Raw genomic sequence first — 16,681 nt, forward strand, 5'->3', positions numbered from 1 at the left:
CGGGCCGAAACCCGGCCCTGCCTGCCCGGCTCATCCGGGCCTTGCCGTGCTCGCGCGCAGGCAGGGCAGGGCGGGAACCAGCCGGCTGATCGCCGTCGGCATGGCATCCCGCCGGGTCTTGAAAGCCTCGCCGATGATCGCTCCGGCTTCGCGGCCGATCTGGCCCGCATCGATCTGGACCGTGGTGATCGCCGGTACAGCGATCCGCGCGATCTCGAAATCGCCGAAGCCCGATACGGCCATCCGGCCCGGCACGGCCCAGCCCCGCCGCTGGCAGGCGGCAATCACGCCGAAGGCGAGCGGGTCGGACACGCAGGCCACCAGCTCGGTATCGGGATAGGCGCCGAGAACGGTATCGAGGCCGCGCTCGCCGTCGGACATCGTGGCCGGAGGGCGCCCGATCGAGCAGAGGCGCGGCGCGAGGCCGGCTGCCGCCATCGCCTCGCAATAGCCGAGCCGGCGGGAAGCGCCGCGCGTTTCGGCATCATCCGCCTCGCCAAGATAGGTGATCCGCGAATACCCCTCGCCGATCAGCGACGCGATCAGCCCGCGCATCGCCAGCTGGTTCGAGAAGCCGACAACATGCTGGATGGGCCGGGCCGGAAGGTCCCAGATTTCGATCACGGGGATTTTTGCCTTGCTCAGCATCGGCAGGATACGGGGGTCATGGCCGTCACTGGTCAGGATGATCGCCTCGGGCTTGCGTGCAAGGAAGGCGCGCACCAGCTCGGCCTCCCTGTGGCGGTCATAGTCTGTATTGCCGATCAGCAACTGCATGTTGCGGTCATGGAGGGCATTGCCGAGTGCCAGTACCGTCTCGCTGAAATGCGGATTGTTGAGCGAAGGCACGAGGATGGCGGCGAAACCCGACCGGCTCGACGAGAGCGAGCCGGCAATCTGGTTGGGCACATAGCCCAGTTCCTCGATCGCTTTCAGCACCGCCGCCCGCGTTGCCGGGGCGACCGACGCATCGGATTTCAGCGCGCGGGAAACGGTCATGGCCGAAATGCCCAGCCGCCGCGCAATGTCCTGCATCCGCATTGTCATGCTCCGAACCTGGTCCGATGGGTGGCCAAAGCAGAGGGCTTGTCAAGAAGCGGGAATCCGGCATACGATGTTATCGATAACATATGTCATCCGGGCTGGTCTGCATGGAAGCAGCGCCGATCCGGCAGGCAAGAGACGGGCGCAAGGCCCGCGATCAGGACGGGCAAAGGCCCGCCGGGGAGAGGAACCGATGCCGCATATCCGCATCCGGGATCTGCAGAAGCATTTCGGCGATGTCGCGGTGATTGCCGGGCTCGATCTCGACCTTGCGGACAAGGAATTCACGGTGCTTGTCGGCCCCTCCGGCTGCGGCAAATCCACCACCCTCCGGATGATCGCCGGCCTCGAGGAGGCCAGCCAAGGCGAGATCTGGATCGGCGAGCGCGAGGTCAGCCGGCTGGAGCCGAAAGACCGCGACATCGCCATGGTCTTCCAGGATTATGCGCTCTACCCGCATATGGATGTGGCGCGGAACATGTCTTTCGCGCTCCGGCTCGCGCGCTACCCGAAGGCCGAGATCGATGCCCGCATCCGGCGAGTCGCGGACATGCTCTCCATCGGCCATCTGCTGGACCGGAAACCCGCCGCGCTTTCCGGCGGCCAGCGCCAGCGCGTGGCGATGGGCCGTGCGCTTGTGCGCGATGCCGGCGTCTTCCTGTTCGACGAGCCGCTCTCGAACCTCGATGCCAAGCTGCGCAACCAGATGCGGGCCGAGCTGGCATTGATGCGCAAGCGCGTCGAGAAGAACATGATCTATGTCACGCATGACCAGATCGAGGCGATGACTTTGGCAGACCGGATCGTCGTCATGCATGCCGGCAAGGTGCAGCAACAGGGCCGGCCCGAGGATCTCTACCGCGCACCGGCCAATCTCTTCGTCGCCGGCTTCATCGGCGCGCCGCCGATGAATTTCCTGCCGGTCCGGCTGGATTCGCAGCATGGCCAGCCCATGCTCCTCGGGCGGGATTACACCCTGCCGGTCCCGCATTCCCGCATGGCGGCGCTTGCTTCCTATGCCGGGCGCGACATCATCGCCGGCATCCGGCCCTCCGCCTTGCGGCAGGGCCTTGGGCCGGAAGGTGCGCCAGCGCTGACCCTCCATATCGAGCTGGCCGAATATGTCGGCGCACAGTCCGTGCTGGTAACGCGGTGCGGCGGCGAACGTGTCATTGTCGAGGTCAATTCCGAGCAGCGCCTTGCCGGCGAGGGCGAGCAGCCCTTCTGGTTTGACCCCGACAGCCTCCACCTTTTCGACCCGGAGACGGAAGCGGCCATCCGGTAACCTCACGGGCCCCGCCAAGAGGGCACCAGACAATCCAAGGAAGGAAACCCCATGCAGACAAGACGCGGACTTCTGAAGACCGGCGCTGCGGCCGCCTTCACCACGGCACTCTGGCCCTCGGCCGGCAGCGCCAATCCCTATGCGCGGTTCAAGGGCACCAGCCTTGTGGTGAATTTCCCCGCGCATCCGCATTTCGACGCGGTCACGAAGATCCTGCCGCAATTCACCGCCGAAACCGGCATCAAGGTCGAGGTGGATACGCTCCAGTATCTCCGCATGCGCGACAAGCAGCTGCTGGAGATGTCGAAACCCGGCAAGGGTGATTACGACCTCCTGGCCTATGTCGTGTTCTGGAAATCCGAATACGCCAACAAGGGCTTGATCCGCGAAGTCGGGCCGATGTTCAAGGATGCCGCGCTCGCCGTGCCGGATTACGATTTTGGTGATCTCATCCCCGGCTATGTCGAGAATATCGGGCTGGTCGGGGGCCGGAAGGGCTATCTCGCTGGCCCCTCGGCGAAGCTGATCGGCATGCCGTTCGGTGCCGAAACCTCGGCTCTGGCCTACCGGGCCGATCTCTTCGCCCAGAACGGCTGGAAAGTGCCGGAGACCTATGCCCAGCTCGAACCGCTGCTCGCGCGCATTCCCGAAACGATGAAGGGCATGGGCGCGCTCGCCTCGCGCGGGCAGACAGGGCATCAGGTTGTCCATGCCTGGCTCCTGCACATGGCGCCGATGGGCGGCCGCATCTTCGATGACCAGTGGCAGCCGACCTTCAACAATGCCGCCGGCATCCGCTCGGCAAGCCTGCTGAAGAAGATCATCGAGACCGGCCCGGCCGGCGGTGCCGCTTTCGGCTTTGACGAGATGAAGAACGCCTTCATGCAGGGCAATGCCGCGATGTTCCTCGATTCCATCGCTGTGGCGGGGGAAATGAACGATCCGGCGAAATCCAAGGTCGCCGGCAAGGTGGCCTGGGCCTATCACCCCGAGGATATCCGGCGCGGCTCGCAGACCGGTGGCTTCGGCATCGCCATTCCGAGGAATGCCGCCAATGGCGAGGCGGCCTTCATGTTGATGCAGTGGCTGACCTCGAAAAAGGCGGACCGGCTGATCGCGGCGGCGGGGGGCTCGCCCTCGCGCTTCTCGACCTATAACGATCTCGAACTCCAGCAGAAGTTCAAGCACTACGTGACCTTCGCCACCGCGCTCAAACATGCCGATCCCGACTGGCGGCCGATCATCAACGAATGGAACGAACTCAATGCGCCCGTCTTCGGCGTGGCTTTGGGCGAGATCGTGACCGGCAAGAAGGATCCGAAACAGGCGCTGGACGATATCGTGCCCAAGGTCCGCGCCATCATGGAGAAGGGTGGCTATTACGGTCCCAATGCGCCGAAATAGCCCGGCTTCCTCCGGGGCGCCTGCGTCGGGCGCCCCAGCCTGAGGGAGGTGTCGGCTGTGCCGGCTGAAACCGGGCCCTGCCGGGCCTCCCTCGTTTCTCTTGCGGGATCGAACCATGCCGAGCCGTCACGGCCTCAACCGCGCCTCGCCCTATTTCTTCCTCGCTCCGGCCGCGGCCGTGGCGTTGGTCGGGCTCGTCTATCCGATGCTGCGTTCGGTCTGGCTGTCCTTCCACGAATGGTCGATCGGCACTCCGCCGGAATCGGCACGCTTCGTCGGGCTCGAGAATTACCGCTGGCTGCTCGCCGATGATTCCTTCTGGATCTCGGTCGGCGTGTCCATGGCCTTTGCCGTGGCCGTGGTGATCCTGGAAGTGGTGCTCGGCGTCGCGCTCGCGCTTGTTCTTGACCGGGACCTGCGTGGCACCAGCCTGTTCCGCACGATCTTCATCCTGCCGATGATGATCGCCCCGATCGTCGTCGGGCTGATCTGGCGTTTTCTCTACAACGAGCAGTTCGGCCCGCTGAGCCAGGCTCTCAAGGCGCTCGGCCTGCCCGGCATTCCCTGGCTTTCCTCGCCCGACATGGCCCTGATCTCGGTGATCATCGCCGATGTCTGGCAATGGACGCCCTTCATCTTCATCCTTGCGCTGGCTGCGTTGCAGGGGCTGCCCGCCTCCGCTATCGAGGCCGCGCGGATCGACGGCGCCACGCGCTGGCAGACAACGCTCTACATCAAGCTGCCGCTCATCGCCCCGGTCATCGCGGTGGCGGCTTTGCTGCGGCTGATCGACGCCTTCAAGGTGCTGGAGGTCATCTACATCCTCACCGAGGGTGGCCCCGGGCTCTCCACCGAGATCCTGTCCCTTCACATCTACAAGACAGCCTTCGTGAGCCAGCAGCTCGGCCGGGCCTCGGCCCTGTCGAACCTGCTCCTGCTGATCGTCCTGATGCTGACCTTGCTGCTCGTGCTGGCCCGCAGCCTGCGCGAACGCCGCGCCGGGAAGGAGTGACCCCCATGTCCGGCACCGCCACGACCCGCCGCGCCACGCCGTTCTCCTATGCCGTGATCATCCTCCTCGCGATGCTCTCGCTCGGGCCGATCCTCGTCATGATCGCCACCTCGCTGAAAACCAAGCCGGAGATCTTCTCGGGCAGTTTCAGCCTCATTTTCATGCCGACGCTGGAAAATTACCGGGCCGTGCTCGGCGACAGCCAGAATGCGCGCTACCTTACCAATTCGCTGATCGTCGCCACGGTCTCGACCTTCCTGACGCTCGTTTTCGGCTGCATGGCCGCCTATGCGATCGTGCGGTTCCGCTTCTTCGGGCGCGATGTCGTCTCGGGCGGCACCCTGCTGATGCGGATGGTCCCGCCAGCGGTGCTGACCGTGCCGGTCTTCATGATCTGGACCTACGAATTCGGGCTTTCCAATTCGCTCTCGGGCGTGATCCTCGTCTACACCGCGATCAACCTGCCTTTTGTGATCTGGATCCTCCAGAGCTTCATCGCGCAGGTGCCGCCGGCCCTTGAGGAGGCCGCCCGGATCGACGGGGCGAACGATTTCCAGGTCTTCTTCCTCGTCGTCCTGCCGATGATCAAGCCCGGCCTCGCGGCGGCGGCGATCTTCACCTTCCGCATCGCCTGGAACGAGTTCATCCTGGCGCTGGTCCTGACCAACCGGTTCACCCGTACCATGCCGGTGAAGGTCTCGCTCTTCATCAACGAGCACAACATCGAATGGGGGCAGATCATGGCGATCGGCACCTTGATCGCCGTGCCGCCGCTGGTTTTCACGTTCCTTGCCTCGCGCCAGATCATCACCGGCATGACGGCCGGCGCGGTGAAGGGCTGAGCGATGGATTTCTGGCTCGCCCCGCTCGATCCGGCCCGGCCGCATCTCGTCGATGCCGCCATCGCCTGGCATGCGCGGCTGATGGTGCTGGCCTGGGCCATCCTGCTCCCCCTCGGCGTGATCCTCGCCCGCTTCTACAAGATCACGCCACGGCAGGACTGGCCCTCCCGCTGCGACAACCGCTTCTGGTGGATCGGCCATCTCGTGCTGCAATATGCCGGGGGCCTTGCCATGCTGGGCGGGCTTGCCATGCTGCTGGCCGGGCCGGGGCTGAAGGGCCCGGGCCATCTCCATGCTTTGGCCGGCTGGTCCGTCCTTGCCTTCGGCGGCGCGCAGTTCCTTGGCGGTTGGCTGCGCGGCTCAAGGGGCGGCCCGGGCGAGCCCTCCTTGCGCGGCGACCATTACGACATGACGCCCCGGCGCATCCTGTTCGAGTGGCTGCACAAGTCACTTGGCTATATCGCGCTGGCCCTTGCGGTGCTCGCCATTCTCACCGGATTATGGCTTGCCAATGCCCCCCGCTGGATGCCAGCTTTGCTCGGATTCTGGTGGGCGCTCTGGCTCTTCCTCTTCATCCGGATGCAGCGGCAGGGCAGGGCGGTCGATACCTATCAGGCCATCTGGGGCCCGTCGCCCCACCATCCCGGCAATGCCCGAAAGCCGATCGGCTGGGGCATCCGCCGGCCGGGCGGGGAAGGCCGCGAGGAAACAAGGGGAAGCCGGTGAACGAGGTCATCATCCATGACGAACGATTCCAGGCACTGGTCATCGGCCATGCGCGGCTCGAGCGGCTCTGGACCGGCGGGCGCTGGATGGAGGGCCCGGCCTATTTCCCGGCTGGCCGCTATCTCGTCTGGTCCGACATCCCCAACAACCGGATGATGCGTTTCGACGAGACGGATGGCTCGGTCTCCGTCTTCCGCGAGCCCGCACAGAACAGCAACGGCAACACCACGGACCGGCAGGGCCGGCTCGTCACCTGCGAGCATCTGACGCGCCGCGTCACGCGGACGGAATTCGACGGCTCGGTCCGCGTCCTGACGGATCGCTTCGAGGGGAAGCGTTTCAACTCACCGAACGATGTCGTGGTCGCCGCCGATGGCACGATCTGGTTCAGCGATCCGACCTACGGCATTGACAGCGACTACGAGGGCATCGCGGCCGAGAGCGAGATCGGTGCCTCGCAGGTCTACCGGCTCGACCCCGTTTCCGGCCATATCGAGGCCATGGTGCACGACCGCGTCAAGCCGAACGGCCTCGCCTTCTCGCCGGATGAGCGCCTCCTCTATGTTGCCGATACCGGCGCATCGCATCAGCCCGGCCTGCCGGCGACGATCCATGCCTATCCGGTCACCCCATCGGGGCAACTTGGCGCGCCGCGCCTTTTCGCCACCTGTCCGGGAGGGTTCTTTGACGGTTTCCGCTGCGATGCCGCTGGCCATGTCTGGACCTCCGCCGGAACCTCGGTGCTTTGCTACCATCCGGACGGGACAATGATCGGCGAGATCCGGATCGGCGAGATCGTGGCCAATCTCTGTTTCGGTGGCCCGCGCTTCAACCGCCTCTATATCTGCGCGCAGACCTCGCTCTACAGCCTCTTTGTGAAAGCGCGCGGGGCCGTCACGCCGGCGGCGGGCTGAAGGCTCATTGCAGCCCGCGCGGCTCGGCGCCCTGAAGGGCGTTCTGCCATTCGCGCAGGAAACGTTCGCGCTTGGCACGGTCCTGCGTCGGCAGCAGGCCGGGCCCGATCACGATCGGCCGCAACATGCCGGACGTCAGCCCGCCCGGTGGCGCCTCGACCCCCTCCGGGACGGAGCCGTTCAGCCCGAAGAAGAACGCTTCCTGCTGCACCACCCTCTGGCCGCGCTGGCTGAGCAGATAGTCGAGGAACCGTTTCGCGAGATCCGGTTGCCGCGTCCGCGTGGGGATCATCACCCCCCGGCTCAGCGCCAGCACGTAATCATGCGGGATGACGATCCCGATCGGCGCGCCGGCCTTCTGCGCCGAATAGGCATAGGAACCGAGGATATTGTAACCGATGAAAAGCTCGCCCTTGCCCAGTTCCTCGATCAGGTCCGAGGAGCAGCACCGCGTGACGAGGCGCATCCGCCCGAACCCTTCGATCATGCGGCCATAGATCAGCGCGTTGCGGGCATCGAAGGCGGCGAAGAGATAACCGATCCCCGAGCGGGCAATGTCATAGCCGCCGATCCGGCCGGAAAACCGCGCCGGCTGCTCGCGCATCAGTTCGATCAGGTCGAGCCGGGTGCGCGGCACTTCCTCCGGCTTCAGCAGGGCGCGGTTATAGACGATCACCGCCGGCTCGAAGGTGAAGCCGAACACCTCGTCGCGCCAGCGCGTCCAGCCCGGTGCGGCCAGCGTTTCCGGCGAGCGATGCGCGAGGGCGCAGCCGGCATTGGACAAAACGACGAGATGATCGACCGAGGAGGTGATGACGAGATCCGCCCCGGTTCGTTCGGCGAGACACTCGCCCCGCGCCTGTTCGAACAGCGCATTGGTCACGAATTCCCGGTAGCGGATGGTGATATCCGGCGCGATCCGCTGGAAATCGCGGATCAGCGGCTCGAAGGCCGCGAGGTCGGTTGCAGTGTCGAGCGTCAGCACCTGCCGCTCCGTGCCCGGCGCCGGGAAGGTCGTGACCGCATCCTGCGCCCGGATGGGCACGGCCATCAGGCAGGCGGCGAGCAGGGTCAGAACCGCCCTCATGCCGCATCCTCCGTCAGGCGCGTTGCGTCCTCCGCCGGGGCAAGGAGCGGAAACCGCAGCGAAACCACGAAATGCCCGGTCGGGTCCTGACGGAAGGTCAGCCGGCCGCCATGGGCCAGCACGACGTCGGCCACGATGGTCAGGCCGAGGCCCGAGCCGGCAGCCTCGCTCGCTCCCCGCACGAACGGCTTCACGACCTCGTCCCAATGCGCGGGAGGGATGCCTGGCCCATCATCGACAATCTCCACGAGCGCCTCCTCGCCATCCCGCGACAGCCGCAGCGCCAGCAGGCCCGGCGCACCATGGCGGATCGCATTATGGACCGCATTGGCAATCACCTCGCCGATCGAGACCCGGTCCCCCCGGATGACGAGGCTGGGCTCGGCCGGCTCGAACGCGACGCGGATATCGCGGTCGAGCGAGAGCGGCACCGCTTCCTTGAGCGCCGCCTGCGCCACCGGCACGAGATCGACCGGGCCGAGCCGCACCACCTCGCGGCGATGGATCACCATCGCATGGCTCAGCAACTGGCTGGTCAGCCGGCCAAGCTGCTCGATGCGCTCGCGCACGCGCGCCATCTGCTGGCGGCGCCGATCCGCCCGGTTCTCGGTGGAGAGGAGGTCCACCTGCGCAGCCAGAGCGGTCAGCGGTGTCCGGATCTGGTGCGCGGCATCGGCGATGAAGCGCTCCATTCCGCCCACCCGTTCGGCCAGCCGGCCGAGGAAGTGGTTGATCGAATCGACCAGCATGGCGACCTCGCGCGGCGCCTCGATCTCGACCGGCTGGAGATCCTTCGGGTCTCGCGCCGCAATCACCGCCTGTACGGCCTGGAGCGGGCGCAAAGCCACCCGCACGGCAAGCAGCAGCGCGACCAGCGCCAGCACGCTCATCCCGAGAACCAGCAGCAGGGATTTCAACGTCAGGTCGCGGGCGAGGTCGAGCCGGGCGAGGCGGGTCTGGGCCAGGGTCACCTCCACCCAGCCATCCACGCCTGGCCCGGTCACATAGCGGCCGAGCGTGACGATCCGGACCGGAAAGCCGCGATAGGTTCCGTCCGCCAGAACGGGTTCGCGCCCCGGGCGGCCCTGCTTCCGCGCCGAGGCGAGGTCATCCTGCCCGGTCAGGCTGTCGCCGGCCGGGTCGGTCACCCGGTAGAAGATGCGGTCATCCGTGGCGAGGGCCAGCGTCTCGAAAGCCGAGATCGGTGGATCGACCGTGACGCGCCCCGGCTCGGTCGCCACGCTCTCCGCGATCTGCAGCGCAGCCCCGACGAGCAGGCGGTCAAAGGCCTCGTCGGCCGCGACGCGCGCATAGAGCCACGCCGCCCAGCCCAGAACCAGCGCCCCGATGGCGAGCACCAGCGTGATGACCCCGGCGAGCCGGCCGTAGAGCGAAGGCCCGCGCGACGTCACAGCACCACCATCTGGTAACCGAGGCCGCGCAGGGTGCGGATCTCCGCCGAGGCACCGGCAATCTTGCGGCGGAGCCGGGCGATATATTGCTCGACGGCATTCTCGCTCGGCTCGTCCTCGAAGCCGAAAAGCTGGTCCATCAATTCGTCCTTCCCGAAGACGCGCCCCGGCCGCGCAGCAAGGATTTCGAGCAGCGTCAATTCGCGCCGGGTCAGGTCCAGCGGCTTGCCATGGAGGGTCGCGGCGCGGCCGGCCTGGTCAAGCGTGATGCCGCCAACCTCGATCATGTTGGTGGCGGACCCGGTCTTGCGGCGCAGCAGCGCGCGGACCCGCGCCTCCAGTTCGCGGAAATCGAACGGCTTGACGAGATAGTCGTCTGCCCCGAGATCAAGCGCGGAAACCCGGTCCTCCACCTGGCTCCGCGCCGTCAGGACCAGCACGGGTGTCGCCTTGCGGCGCTGGCGCAGGGCCTTGAGGATGGCGAATCCGTCCATGTCCGGCAGCATGACATCGAGCACGACGAGGTCATAGACCTGGGCGCGGAGCAGGGCATCAGCCTCGCCGCCATTCCGCTCCCAGTCCACGGTATGGCCGATCCGCTCGAGCGAGGCGACAATCGCCTCGCCGACATCGGCCACATCCTCCACCACCAGGATCCGCATTCCGCCCGTTCCCCCTGATTCTTCATTTTACGGCGCGTCAGGTTCGCGACAGGTCGGAAGGGTATCCAGCAACCATCGCCCCGCCAAGTGGGTGAGCCAAACAACGAACGGGGGAGGAAACGGGAGCGGCGGTGCCGCATCCCGTTATCGCGTCCCTCGCTCGTCCCTGATGTGAGGAAACACCATGCGCAAGACGCTCCTGTTCGCCGCGCTCGCCCTGACCGGCCTTGCCGGCCCGGCGCTGGCCCAGCCCGCCAAGACCGAATGCCTTGCCGGCGCCAAGCCCGGCGGCGGCTTCGACCTGACCTGCCGCCTCGCCGGCAACGCGCTGCATGCCGCCAAGCTGATCAAGGATCCGATGGCAGTGAGCTACATGGAAGGCGGCGTCGGCGCCGTGGCCTATAACCACGTGATCGGCACCCGCCCGGGCGATGGTGGCCTCGTCATTGCGGCTTCGTCGGGTTCGGCCCTGCTGATCGCCCAGGGCAAGTTCGGCAAGCATGACGAGAATGCCGTCCGCTGGGTTGGCGCGCTCGGGACTGATTTCGGCGTGGTCGCCGTGGCGCCAGACAGCCCGATCAAGACACTGAAGGACCTGATTGCGGCCTTCGGCAAGGATCCCGGCGCCTTCCCGGTTGGCGGCGGCGGTGCCGTCGGCAGCCAGGACTGGATGAAGATGGCGATGATCGCCAAGGAAGCGAAGGTCGATCCGAAAAAGATGCGCTACGCCGCGCTGGAAGGTGGCGGTGCCGTCACCACCGCGCTTCAGGGCGGGCATATCAAGATCGCCTCGGGCGATGCCTCGGAGATGATCAACCTGCACCAGCAGGGCAAGCTCCGCATTCTCGCCGTCATGTCGGATCGCCGTCTGGCGGGTGCCTTCAAGGACATCCCGACCACCTACGAGCAGGGCTACACGATCGACTGGCCGATCTGGCGCGGCCTCTATGTCGGCCCGAAAGTCAGCGATGCCGATTACAAGTGGTGGGTCGACACGCTGACCAAGCTCACCAAGACGGATGAGTTCGTGAAGGAACGCGAGGCGCGCGGTCTCTTCGCCTTCGATTCGCTCGGGGCAGACTTCGACAAGCGCGTGAAGGCGGATACCGCGAAGTTCCGCGCGCTCGCCAAGGAAGCCGGGCTCTGAGCCTCCGCATTCCGCATTGACGTGAAACCGAACGGGACAGGCCGCGGCATTCTTCCGCCATGGCCTGTCCGCAACAAGGGGGGTGAAGCCCCCGGGGGGCCACCATGTCCGATCTCGCCCAACGCCAACGCCGGATCGGCCGCATCGCGGCCGCCGTACTGATGGCTTTCGCCGTGTTCTACGGCACTTTCGGCCTGATGATCGAGTATTCCTTTTCGTCCGATCCGATCGGCCCGCGCGGCTTTCCCGCCGGCCTTGCTGTAGCCCTGTTCGCGCTTGGCGCCTGGTACTGGCTCGTGCCGGGCTCGACCGAGGAATGGCCGGAACAGGAAGGCCGGATCGCGGCGCTCACCTTCCTCGTCGTCAGCGCCGCCTGCGTGCTGGCGATGGACTGGATCGGGTTCGTCCCGGCCATGCTGGTGCTGATGACCGTGATTGCCCGCCTCTTCGGCGCCAACTGGACGCTGGCGCTCGTCAATGGCGCCGGGCAGGCCCTGCTCTGGTGGCTGATGTTCGGCCCGCTTCTCGGCGGCACGCTGCCGAAAGGCCCGCTCGGCTTCTGACGCCGCAACCTGCCCCCTTCTCGCGGAGACATTCCATGTCATTCGATTTCCTCTGGCAGGGCATGGGCGTTGCCCTCATGCCGCAGAACCTGCTCATCGGCCTTGTCGGCTGTTTCCTCGGCACGATCATCGGCTGCCTGCCGGCCATCGGCCCGATCAACGGCATCGCCCTGCTGCTGCCCATCGCCTACACATCCGGATTGCCGGCGGAATCCGCGCTGATCCTGCTCGCCGCCGTCTATTATGGCGCCGAATATGGTGGCCGCATTTCCTCCATCCTGCTCAATGTGCCCGGCGATGCCGGTGCGGTGATGACCGCGGTGGACGGCTATCCCATGGCCCGGCGCGGCGAGGCCGCGAAGGCGCTCGCCATCTCCGGCATCTCGTCCTTCTATGGCGGCATGATCGCGGTGGTGGCGATGACCTTCCTGGCCGTGCCGCTCTCCCTGCTCGCCATCAAGTTCGGTCCGGCGGAATATTTCGTGCTGATGGTCTTCGCCTTCGCCACCCTGGGCTCGATGGTCGGCCACGAGCCGGTCAAGACCCTGCTCGGCTGCGTGCTCGGCCTGATGCTGACGACGATCGGCCTTGATGCCACGTCCGGCGCCTATCGCTTCACCTTCGACCAGCCGGAACTGCATGACGGGATCGAGTTCATCATCCTCGTCATCGGCTTGTTCTCGATCTCCGAAGTGCTGCTGATGCTCGAAAGCCAGGTCAAGGGCACGCTGAAGCCGCTGGCGGTCACCGGCAGCTATCCGAGCTGGGCCGAGATCCGCCACATCTGGTGGCCCTCGGTGCGTGCCACGGCGATCGGCTTCACCATCGGCGTCCTGCCGGGCACCGGTGCCTCGGTAGCGAGCGCGGTCTCCTACACCACCGAGAAGCGCCTGAGCGACAAGGAAGGCACCTTCGGCAAGGGCGATATCCGTGGTCTTGCCGCCCCGGAAGCGGCGAACAATGCCGCGGCAACCGGCGCCTTCGTGCCGATGCTGACGCTCGGCGTGCCCGGTTCCGGCACCACGGCGGTGATGCTCGGTGCGCTGATGCTCTACAACATCCAGCCCGGGCCGCAGCTCTTCGTCGAACAGCCCAAGCTGGTCGGCGGCCTGATCGCCTCGATGTATATCGGCAATATCCTGCTGCTGATCATGAACCTGCCGATGGTCCAGCTCTTCGCCCGGATGCTGCTCATGCCGAACTGGATCCTGATCCCCGGCATCACCGCCCTGTCGATCCTCGGTGTCTACACGGCCTATTCGAGCGTGATGAGCGTGCTGATCATGTTCGGCATCGGCATTGTCGGCTACCTCCTGCGCAAGCTCGGCTTCGACATGGCGCCGATCGTGCTCGGCTTCGTGCTCGGCAAGGTCATGGAAGTGAATTTCCGCAATGCCCTCGCGCTTTCGGGCGGGGAATTCGGGATCTTCTTCTCGAGCACGCTCTCGATCATCCTCTGGATCATGGCCGTTGCCATCGTCCTCGTGCCGATCTGGCTCCGGCGAAGGCAGGCGGCCCGCGCCGCTGCCGGGCAGACGGCCTGACGGGAGAGGGCCCTGCCGTCCGGCAGGGCCAGTCTCAGCGGGCCATCGGCGTGACGAGCCTCGGCAGGAAATGGCCGCAGCGCTCGCGCGCGAAATCCCGGAAGGACAGGGCGGCCGGGGAGAGTTCGCGGTCGGTCCGGTGCACGACATACCAGTGCCGGATGATCGGCAGGCCGAGCACATCGAGCCGCACAAGCCTCCCGTCGCCGATCTCCGCCGCAATCGTATGCGCCGAGATCAGCGCGATGCCGAGCCCGGCAATCACCGCCTGCTTGATCGTCTCGTTGGAACCCAGCTCGATCCCGATCCGCGCCCGCTGGATCGGGATGTCGCCGAGGAAATAGTCGAAGAGCGCGCGCGATCCCGAGCCCTCCTCGCGGAACAGGAAGGCCTCGCCAGCCAGTTCTTCCTTGGGAATGTCGGTTCGCCCGCTGAGTCGGTGGCCGGGCGGCGCGATCATCAGATAGGGATGCGCCCCGATCGGATAGCGCGCAGCCGGAATGTCGCTCGGCGGACGCCCGGTCAGCGCGACATCCACCTCGAAGCGCCGAAGCGCTTCCATCATCTCGTCGCGGTTGCCGATCATCAGGCGCATGTCGACGCCGGGAAATTCCTGCGTGAAGGCCGAGACAAGGCGCGGCGCGAAATACTTGGCGGTCGAGACCACACCGACCGCGAGCCTTCCGCCCTTGCCGGTGCGGATCACTTCCATGAGCTCCACGAATTCGCGGATCGCATTCTCGATCTTGCGCGCGGATTCCAGCGCCGCCTGCCCGGCCATGTTGGGCCGCAGGCCAGAGGGAAGCCGGTCGAAAAGCTGCATGCCCACCGTATCCTCGAGAGCCTTGACCCGCGCGGTCAGCGCGGCCGGCGTCATGTTGAGGCGCTGCGCCGCGCCGACGAGCGAGCCCTCGGCAGCAATGGCCTGGAGGGTCTCGATCTGCTTGAAGGACAGCTGGGTCATGGGCCGACACATTCAATTTTTTTTAATTGACGTCCAATTTAAGTCAGTTTTCTTTTTCGCGAAAGCCGTCAAGTTTTCCTGACAAGCAACAGCCCTGCAGCAAGCAGGGCGATCCTGGAGGGAACCATGACGGAGCCGCACGAGGCGATCGGGCTGACTTTGCCGGCTTTCCTGGCCCGGGAGACGACCCCCGGGATCGCCGCCCTCATCAATGCCATCGCAGAGACGGCCATCGGCATCAGCCTGACAATCCGGCAGGGCCATCTCGCCGGTGCGCTGGGCGCGGATACCGGCGCGGTCAATCTCGATGGTGACAGCCAGAAGACGCTCGATGTCCTTGCCGACGAGGCATTTTCCGCCGCGATCGAGGCGGCCGGTGCCGCTGCGATCCTGTCCGAGGAACTCGAGGCGCCGCGTATTCTCCGCGAGGAGGGCGGGCTTGTCGTGGCGATCGATCCGCTCGACGGCTCGTCAAACATCGATACCAATGTCTCGATCGGCACAATCTTCTCGATCCTGCCCGCCACGGCGTCCGATATCGGCGGGGACCGGGCCTTCCTTCGCCCGGGCCATGCCCAGGTGGCGGCCGGCTTCGTGATCTACGGGCCGCAGACCAGCCTGGTCTTCACCACCGGTACCGGCACCCACATGGCCACGCTCGATCCGCTCGCCGGCAGCTTCCGCCTGACCCGCCATGCTGTCCTCGTGCCGGAGGGTTCGCCGGAATTCGCGATCAATGCCTCGAACTATCGTCACTGGCATCCGCCCATCCAGGCCTATATCGACGATTGCGTCGAAGGCGACGAGGGCCCGCGCGGGAAGAATTTCAACATGCGCTGGATCGCCTCGCTCGTCGCTGATGCCTATCGCATCATCGTCCGCGGCGGCGTGTTCCTCTACCCGGCCGATAACCGCCGCGGCTACGAGCGCGGCCGCCTGCGGCATCTCTACGAGGCAAATCCCATTGCCTTCCTGGTTGAACAGGCCGGCGGGGCGGCAACCGATGGCGTCAATCGTATCCTCGATGCCATTCCCTCGGGCCTCCATGTCCGGATCCCCTTCATCTTCGGCTCCTTCGACAAGGTCGAGCGCGTTCGCCGCTATCACCTCGGCACCATGACCGGTGCCGAACAATCCCCGCTTTTCGGCCGTCGCGGCCTCCTCCGCGCCTGACTTCGCCTGTTCGGGAGAATTCCATGTCCATCCGGCATCCCATCATTGCCATTACCGGGTCCTCCGGCGCCGGGACCACCTCGGTGAAGCGCACCTTCGACCAGATCTTCCGCCGCGAGAATGTTTCGGCCGCCTATATCGAGGGCGATGCGTTCCACCGCTACAACCGGATGGAAATGCGCGAGAAAATGGCCGAGGCCGCCCGGTCCGGGAACCAGCATTTCAGCCATTTCGGTCCGTATTCGAACCTGTTCGAGGAGCTGGAGGCGACCTTCGAGAATTACGGCCGCAACGGCGGCGGCCGCACCCGGCACTATATCCACGACGAGGAGGAATCCCGTCTGCATGGCGCGGCGCCGGGAACCTTCACCGAGTGGCAGGAATTCCCGAAGGACACCGACCTGCTCTTCTACGAGGGGCTGCATGGCGCAGTCATCACCGACACCGTCAATATCGCCCGGCATGTCGATCTGAAGATCGGCGTGGTTCCGGTGATCAATCTCGAATGGATCCAGAAGCTCCACCGTGACCGGTCGGCGCGCGGCTATTCCACCGAGGCCGTGACCGACACGATCCTCCGCCGGATGCCGGATTACATCAATTACATCTGCCCCCAGTTCGGCGAGACCGACATCAATTTCCAGCGTGTCCCGACTGTCGATACGTCGAACCCCTTCATCGCGCGCTGGATCCCGACGCCGGACGAATCGATGGTCGTGATCCGCTTCAAGAGCCCGCGCGGCATCGATTTTCCGTATCTGCTCTCGATGATCAACGACAGCTTCATGAGCCGCGCCAATTCCATCGTCATTCCCGGCGGCAAGCTCGATATCGCGATGCAGCTCATCCTCACGCCCATGATCCTGAAGCTGGTGGAACGCCGGCGCAGGTCCCTCTGACCG

16 protein-coding genes are annotated in these 16,681 nt (G+C 65.7%); 11 read left to right on the plus strand and 5 right to left on the minus strand.

Translation table 11 applies throughout. The annotated features are described in order from the left end of the window. Positions 1-30 precede the first annotated feature (30 nt). Positions 31-1,041, minus strand: coding sequence for a LacI family DNA-binding transcriptional regulator (locus P0652_RS09150; protein ID WP_284178470.1), 1,011 nt, complete (start codon positions 1,039-1,041; stop codon positions 31-33). A gap of 196 nt (positions 1,042-1,237) precedes the next feature. Between P0652_RS09150 and P0652_RS09155 the strand changes: the two genes are divergently transcribed. From P0652_RS09155 to P0652_RS09180, 6 genes are all read left to right on the plus strand, one after another. Next, positions 1,238-2,329: an ABC transporter ATP-binding protein gene (locus P0652_RS09155; RefSeq protein ID WP_284178471.1), complete on the plus strand. Its 1,092-nt coding sequence runs from the start codon at positions 1,238-1,240 to the stop codon at positions 2,327-2,329. A 51-nt stretch (positions 2,330-2,380) separates the two neighbouring features. Further along, complete coding sequence (locus P0652_RS09160) at positions 2,381-3,733, plus strand: extracellular solute-binding protein (protein WP_284178472.1); 1,353 nt, start codon at positions 2,381-2,383, stop codon at positions 3,731-3,733. A 115-nt stretch (positions 3,734-3,848) separates the two neighbouring features. Next, positions 3,849-4,745 (plus strand): carbohydrate ABC transporter permease, encoded by an 897-nt coding sequence (locus P0652_RS09165; RefSeq protein WP_284178473.1) that lies wholly within the window; start codon positions 3,849-3,851, stop codon positions 4,743-4,745. A 5-nt stretch (positions 4,746-4,750) separates the two neighbouring features. Continuing rightward, complete coding sequence (locus P0652_RS09170; RefSeq protein ID WP_284178474.1) at positions 4,751-5,587, plus strand: carbohydrate ABC transporter permease; 837 nt, start codon at positions 4,751-4,753, stop codon at positions 5,585-5,587. Between the two features lie 3 nt (positions 5,588-5,590). Next, positions 5,591-6,313, plus strand: coding sequence for a cytochrome b561 domain-containing protein (locus tag P0652_RS09175; RefSeq protein WP_284178475.1), 723 nt, complete (start codon positions 5,591-5,593; stop codon positions 6,311-6,313). Then, positions 6,310-7,227 carry an SMP-30/gluconolactonase/LRE family protein gene (locus tag P0652_RS09180; RefSeq protein ID WP_284178476.1) on the plus strand — a complete coding sequence of 306 codons (918 nt, stop codon included), beginning with the start codon at positions 6,310-6,312 and terminating at the stop codon, positions 7,225-7,227. Before P0652_RS09175 ends, P0652_RS09180 begins: the two co-directional genes overlap by 4 nt. Before the next feature lie 4 nt (positions 7,228-7,231). Here P0652_RS09180 and P0652_RS09185 read toward each other — a convergent pair whose 3' ends face one another. From P0652_RS09185 to P0652_RS09195, 3 genes are read right to left on the minus strand one after another with little or no spacing between them, the layout of a single operon-like run. Continuing rightward, positions 7,232-8,314, minus strand: a complete 1,083-nt coding sequence (locus tag P0652_RS09185) for an ABC transporter substrate-binding protein (protein WP_284178477.1) — start codon at positions 8,312-8,314, stop codon at positions 7,232-7,234. Beyond that, the gene (locus tag P0652_RS09190; protein ID WP_284178478.1) at positions 8,311-9,726 is read right to left on the minus strand and encodes a sensor histidine kinase; all 1,416 of its coding nucleotides are present in this window, start codon (positions 9,724-9,726) and stop codon (positions 8,311-8,313) included. Before P0652_RS09190 ends, P0652_RS09185 begins: the two co-directional genes overlap by 4 nt. After that, positions 9,723-10,388, minus strand: coding sequence for a response regulator transcription factor (locus P0652_RS09195; protein ID WP_284178479.1), 666 nt, complete (start codon positions 10,386-10,388; stop codon positions 9,723-9,725). The genes P0652_RS09190 and P0652_RS09195 overlap by 4 nt, the downstream gene beginning before the upstream one ends. Positions 10,389-10,572: 184 nt before the next feature. Here P0652_RS09195 and P0652_RS09200 point away from each other — a divergent pair, with 184 nt between their 5' ends. The 3 genes from P0652_RS09200 (at position 10,573) to P0652_RS09210 (ending at position 13,642) form a co-directional block, all read left to right on the plus strand. Beyond that, a complete protein-coding gene (locus P0652_RS09200) occupies positions 10,573-11,535 on the plus strand; it encodes a Bug family tripartite tricarboxylate transporter substrate binding protein (protein ID WP_284178480.1) in 963 nt (320 codons plus the stop codon). A gap of 104 nt (positions 11,536-11,639) precedes the next feature. Continuing rightward, positions 11,640-12,098, plus strand: a complete 459-nt coding sequence (locus P0652_RS09205; protein ID WP_284178481.1) for a tripartite tricarboxylate transporter TctB family protein — start codon at positions 11,640-11,642, stop codon at positions 12,096-12,098. A gap of 35 nt (positions 12,099-12,133) precedes the next feature. Beyond that, positions 12,134-13,642 (plus strand): tripartite tricarboxylate transporter permease, encoded by a 1,509-nt coding sequence (locus tag P0652_RS09210; RefSeq protein ID WP_284178482.1) that lies wholly within the window; start codon positions 12,134-12,136, stop codon positions 13,640-13,642. Between the two features lie 34 nt (positions 13,643-13,676). Here P0652_RS09210 and P0652_RS09215 read toward each other — a convergent pair whose 3' ends face one another. Then, a complete protein-coding gene (locus P0652_RS09215; RefSeq protein ID WP_284178483.1) occupies positions 13,677-14,606 on the minus strand; it encodes a LysR family transcriptional regulator in 930 nt (309 codons plus the stop codon). Between the two features lie 126 nt (positions 14,607-14,732). Here P0652_RS09215 and P0652_RS09220 point away from each other — a divergent pair, with 126 nt between their 5' ends. Both P0652_RS09220 and P0652_RS09225 read left to right on the plus strand, forming a co-directional pair. Next, positions 14,733-15,779, plus strand: coding sequence for a class 1 fructose-bisphosphatase (locus P0652_RS09220; RefSeq protein WP_284178484.1), 1,047 nt, complete (start codon positions 14,733-14,735; stop codon positions 15,777-15,779). 23 nt (positions 15,780-15,802) lie between these two features. Further along, entirely contained in the window at positions 15,803-16,678 is an 876-nt protein-coding gene (locus P0652_RS09225; RefSeq protein WP_284178485.1) for a phosphoribulokinase, read from the plus strand. Positions 16,679-16,681: the final 3 nt, after the last annotated feature.

Source organism: Rhabdaerophilum sp. SD176, assembly GCF_030143245.1.
Lineage (GTDB): Bacteria > Pseudomonadota > Alphaproteobacteria > Rhizobiales > Beijerinckiaceae > Rhabdaerophilum.

What these genes read in the sequence shown, in the direction of transcription:
- P0652_RS09165 (WP_284178473.1), top strand. Translation starts at nt 3,849, where the DNA reads ATGCCGAGCCGTCACGGCCTCAACCGCGCCTCGCCCTATTTCTTCCTC.
- P0652_RS09170 (WP_284178474.1), top strand. Translation starts at nt 4,751, where the DNA reads ATGTCCGGCACCGCCACGACCCGCCGCGCCACGCCGTTCTCCTATGCC.
- P0652_RS09205 (WP_284178481.1), top strand. Translation starts at nt 11,640, where the DNA reads ATGTCCGATCTCGCCCAACGCCAACGCCGGATCGGCCGCATCGCGGCC.
- P0652_RS09160 (WP_284178472.1), top strand. Translation starts at nt 2,381, where the DNA reads ATGCAGACAAGACGCGGACTTCTGAAGACCGGCGCTGCGGCCGCCTTC.
- P0652_RS09175 (WP_284178475.1), top strand. Translation starts at nt 5,591, where the DNA reads ATGGATTTCTGGCTCGCCCCGCTCGATCCGGCCCGGCCGCATCTCGTC.
- P0652_RS09200 (WP_284178480.1), top strand. Translation starts at nt 10,573, where the DNA reads ATGCGCAAGACGCTCCTGTTCGCCGCGCTCGCCCTGACCGGCCTTGCC.
- P0652_RS09150 (WP_284178470.1), bottom strand. Translation starts at nt 1,041, where the DNA reads ATGCGGATGCAGGACATTGCGCGGCGGCTGGGCATTTCGGCCATGACC.
- P0652_RS09195 (WP_284178479.1), bottom strand. Translation starts at nt 10,388, where the DNA reads ATGCGGATCCTGGTGGTGGAGGATGTGGCCGATGTCGGCGAGGCGATT.
- P0652_RS09220 (WP_284178484.1), top strand. Translation starts at nt 14,733, where the DNA reads ATGACGGAGCCGCACGAGGCGATCGGGCTGACTTTGCCGGCTTTCCTG.
- P0652_RS09185 (WP_284178477.1), bottom strand. Translation starts at nt 8,314, where the DNA reads ATGAGGGCGGTTCTGACCCTGCTCGCCGCCTGCCTGATGGCCGTGCCC.
- P0652_RS09155 (WP_284178471.1), top strand. Translation starts at nt 1,238, where the DNA reads ATGCCGCATATCCGCATCCGGGATCTGCAGAAGCATTTCGGCGATGTC.
- P0652_RS09215 (WP_284178483.1), bottom strand. Translation starts at nt 14,606, where the DNA reads ATGACCCAGCTGTCCTTCAAGCAGATCGAGACCCTCCAGGCCATTGCT.
- P0652_RS09225 (WP_284178485.1), top strand. Translation starts at nt 15,803, where the DNA reads ATGTCCATCCGGCATCCCATCATTGCCATTACCGGGTCCTCCGGCGCC.
- P0652_RS09210 (WP_284178482.1), top strand. Translation starts at nt 12,134, where the DNA reads ATGTCATTCGATTTCCTCTGGCAGGGCATGGGCGTTGCCCTCATGCCG.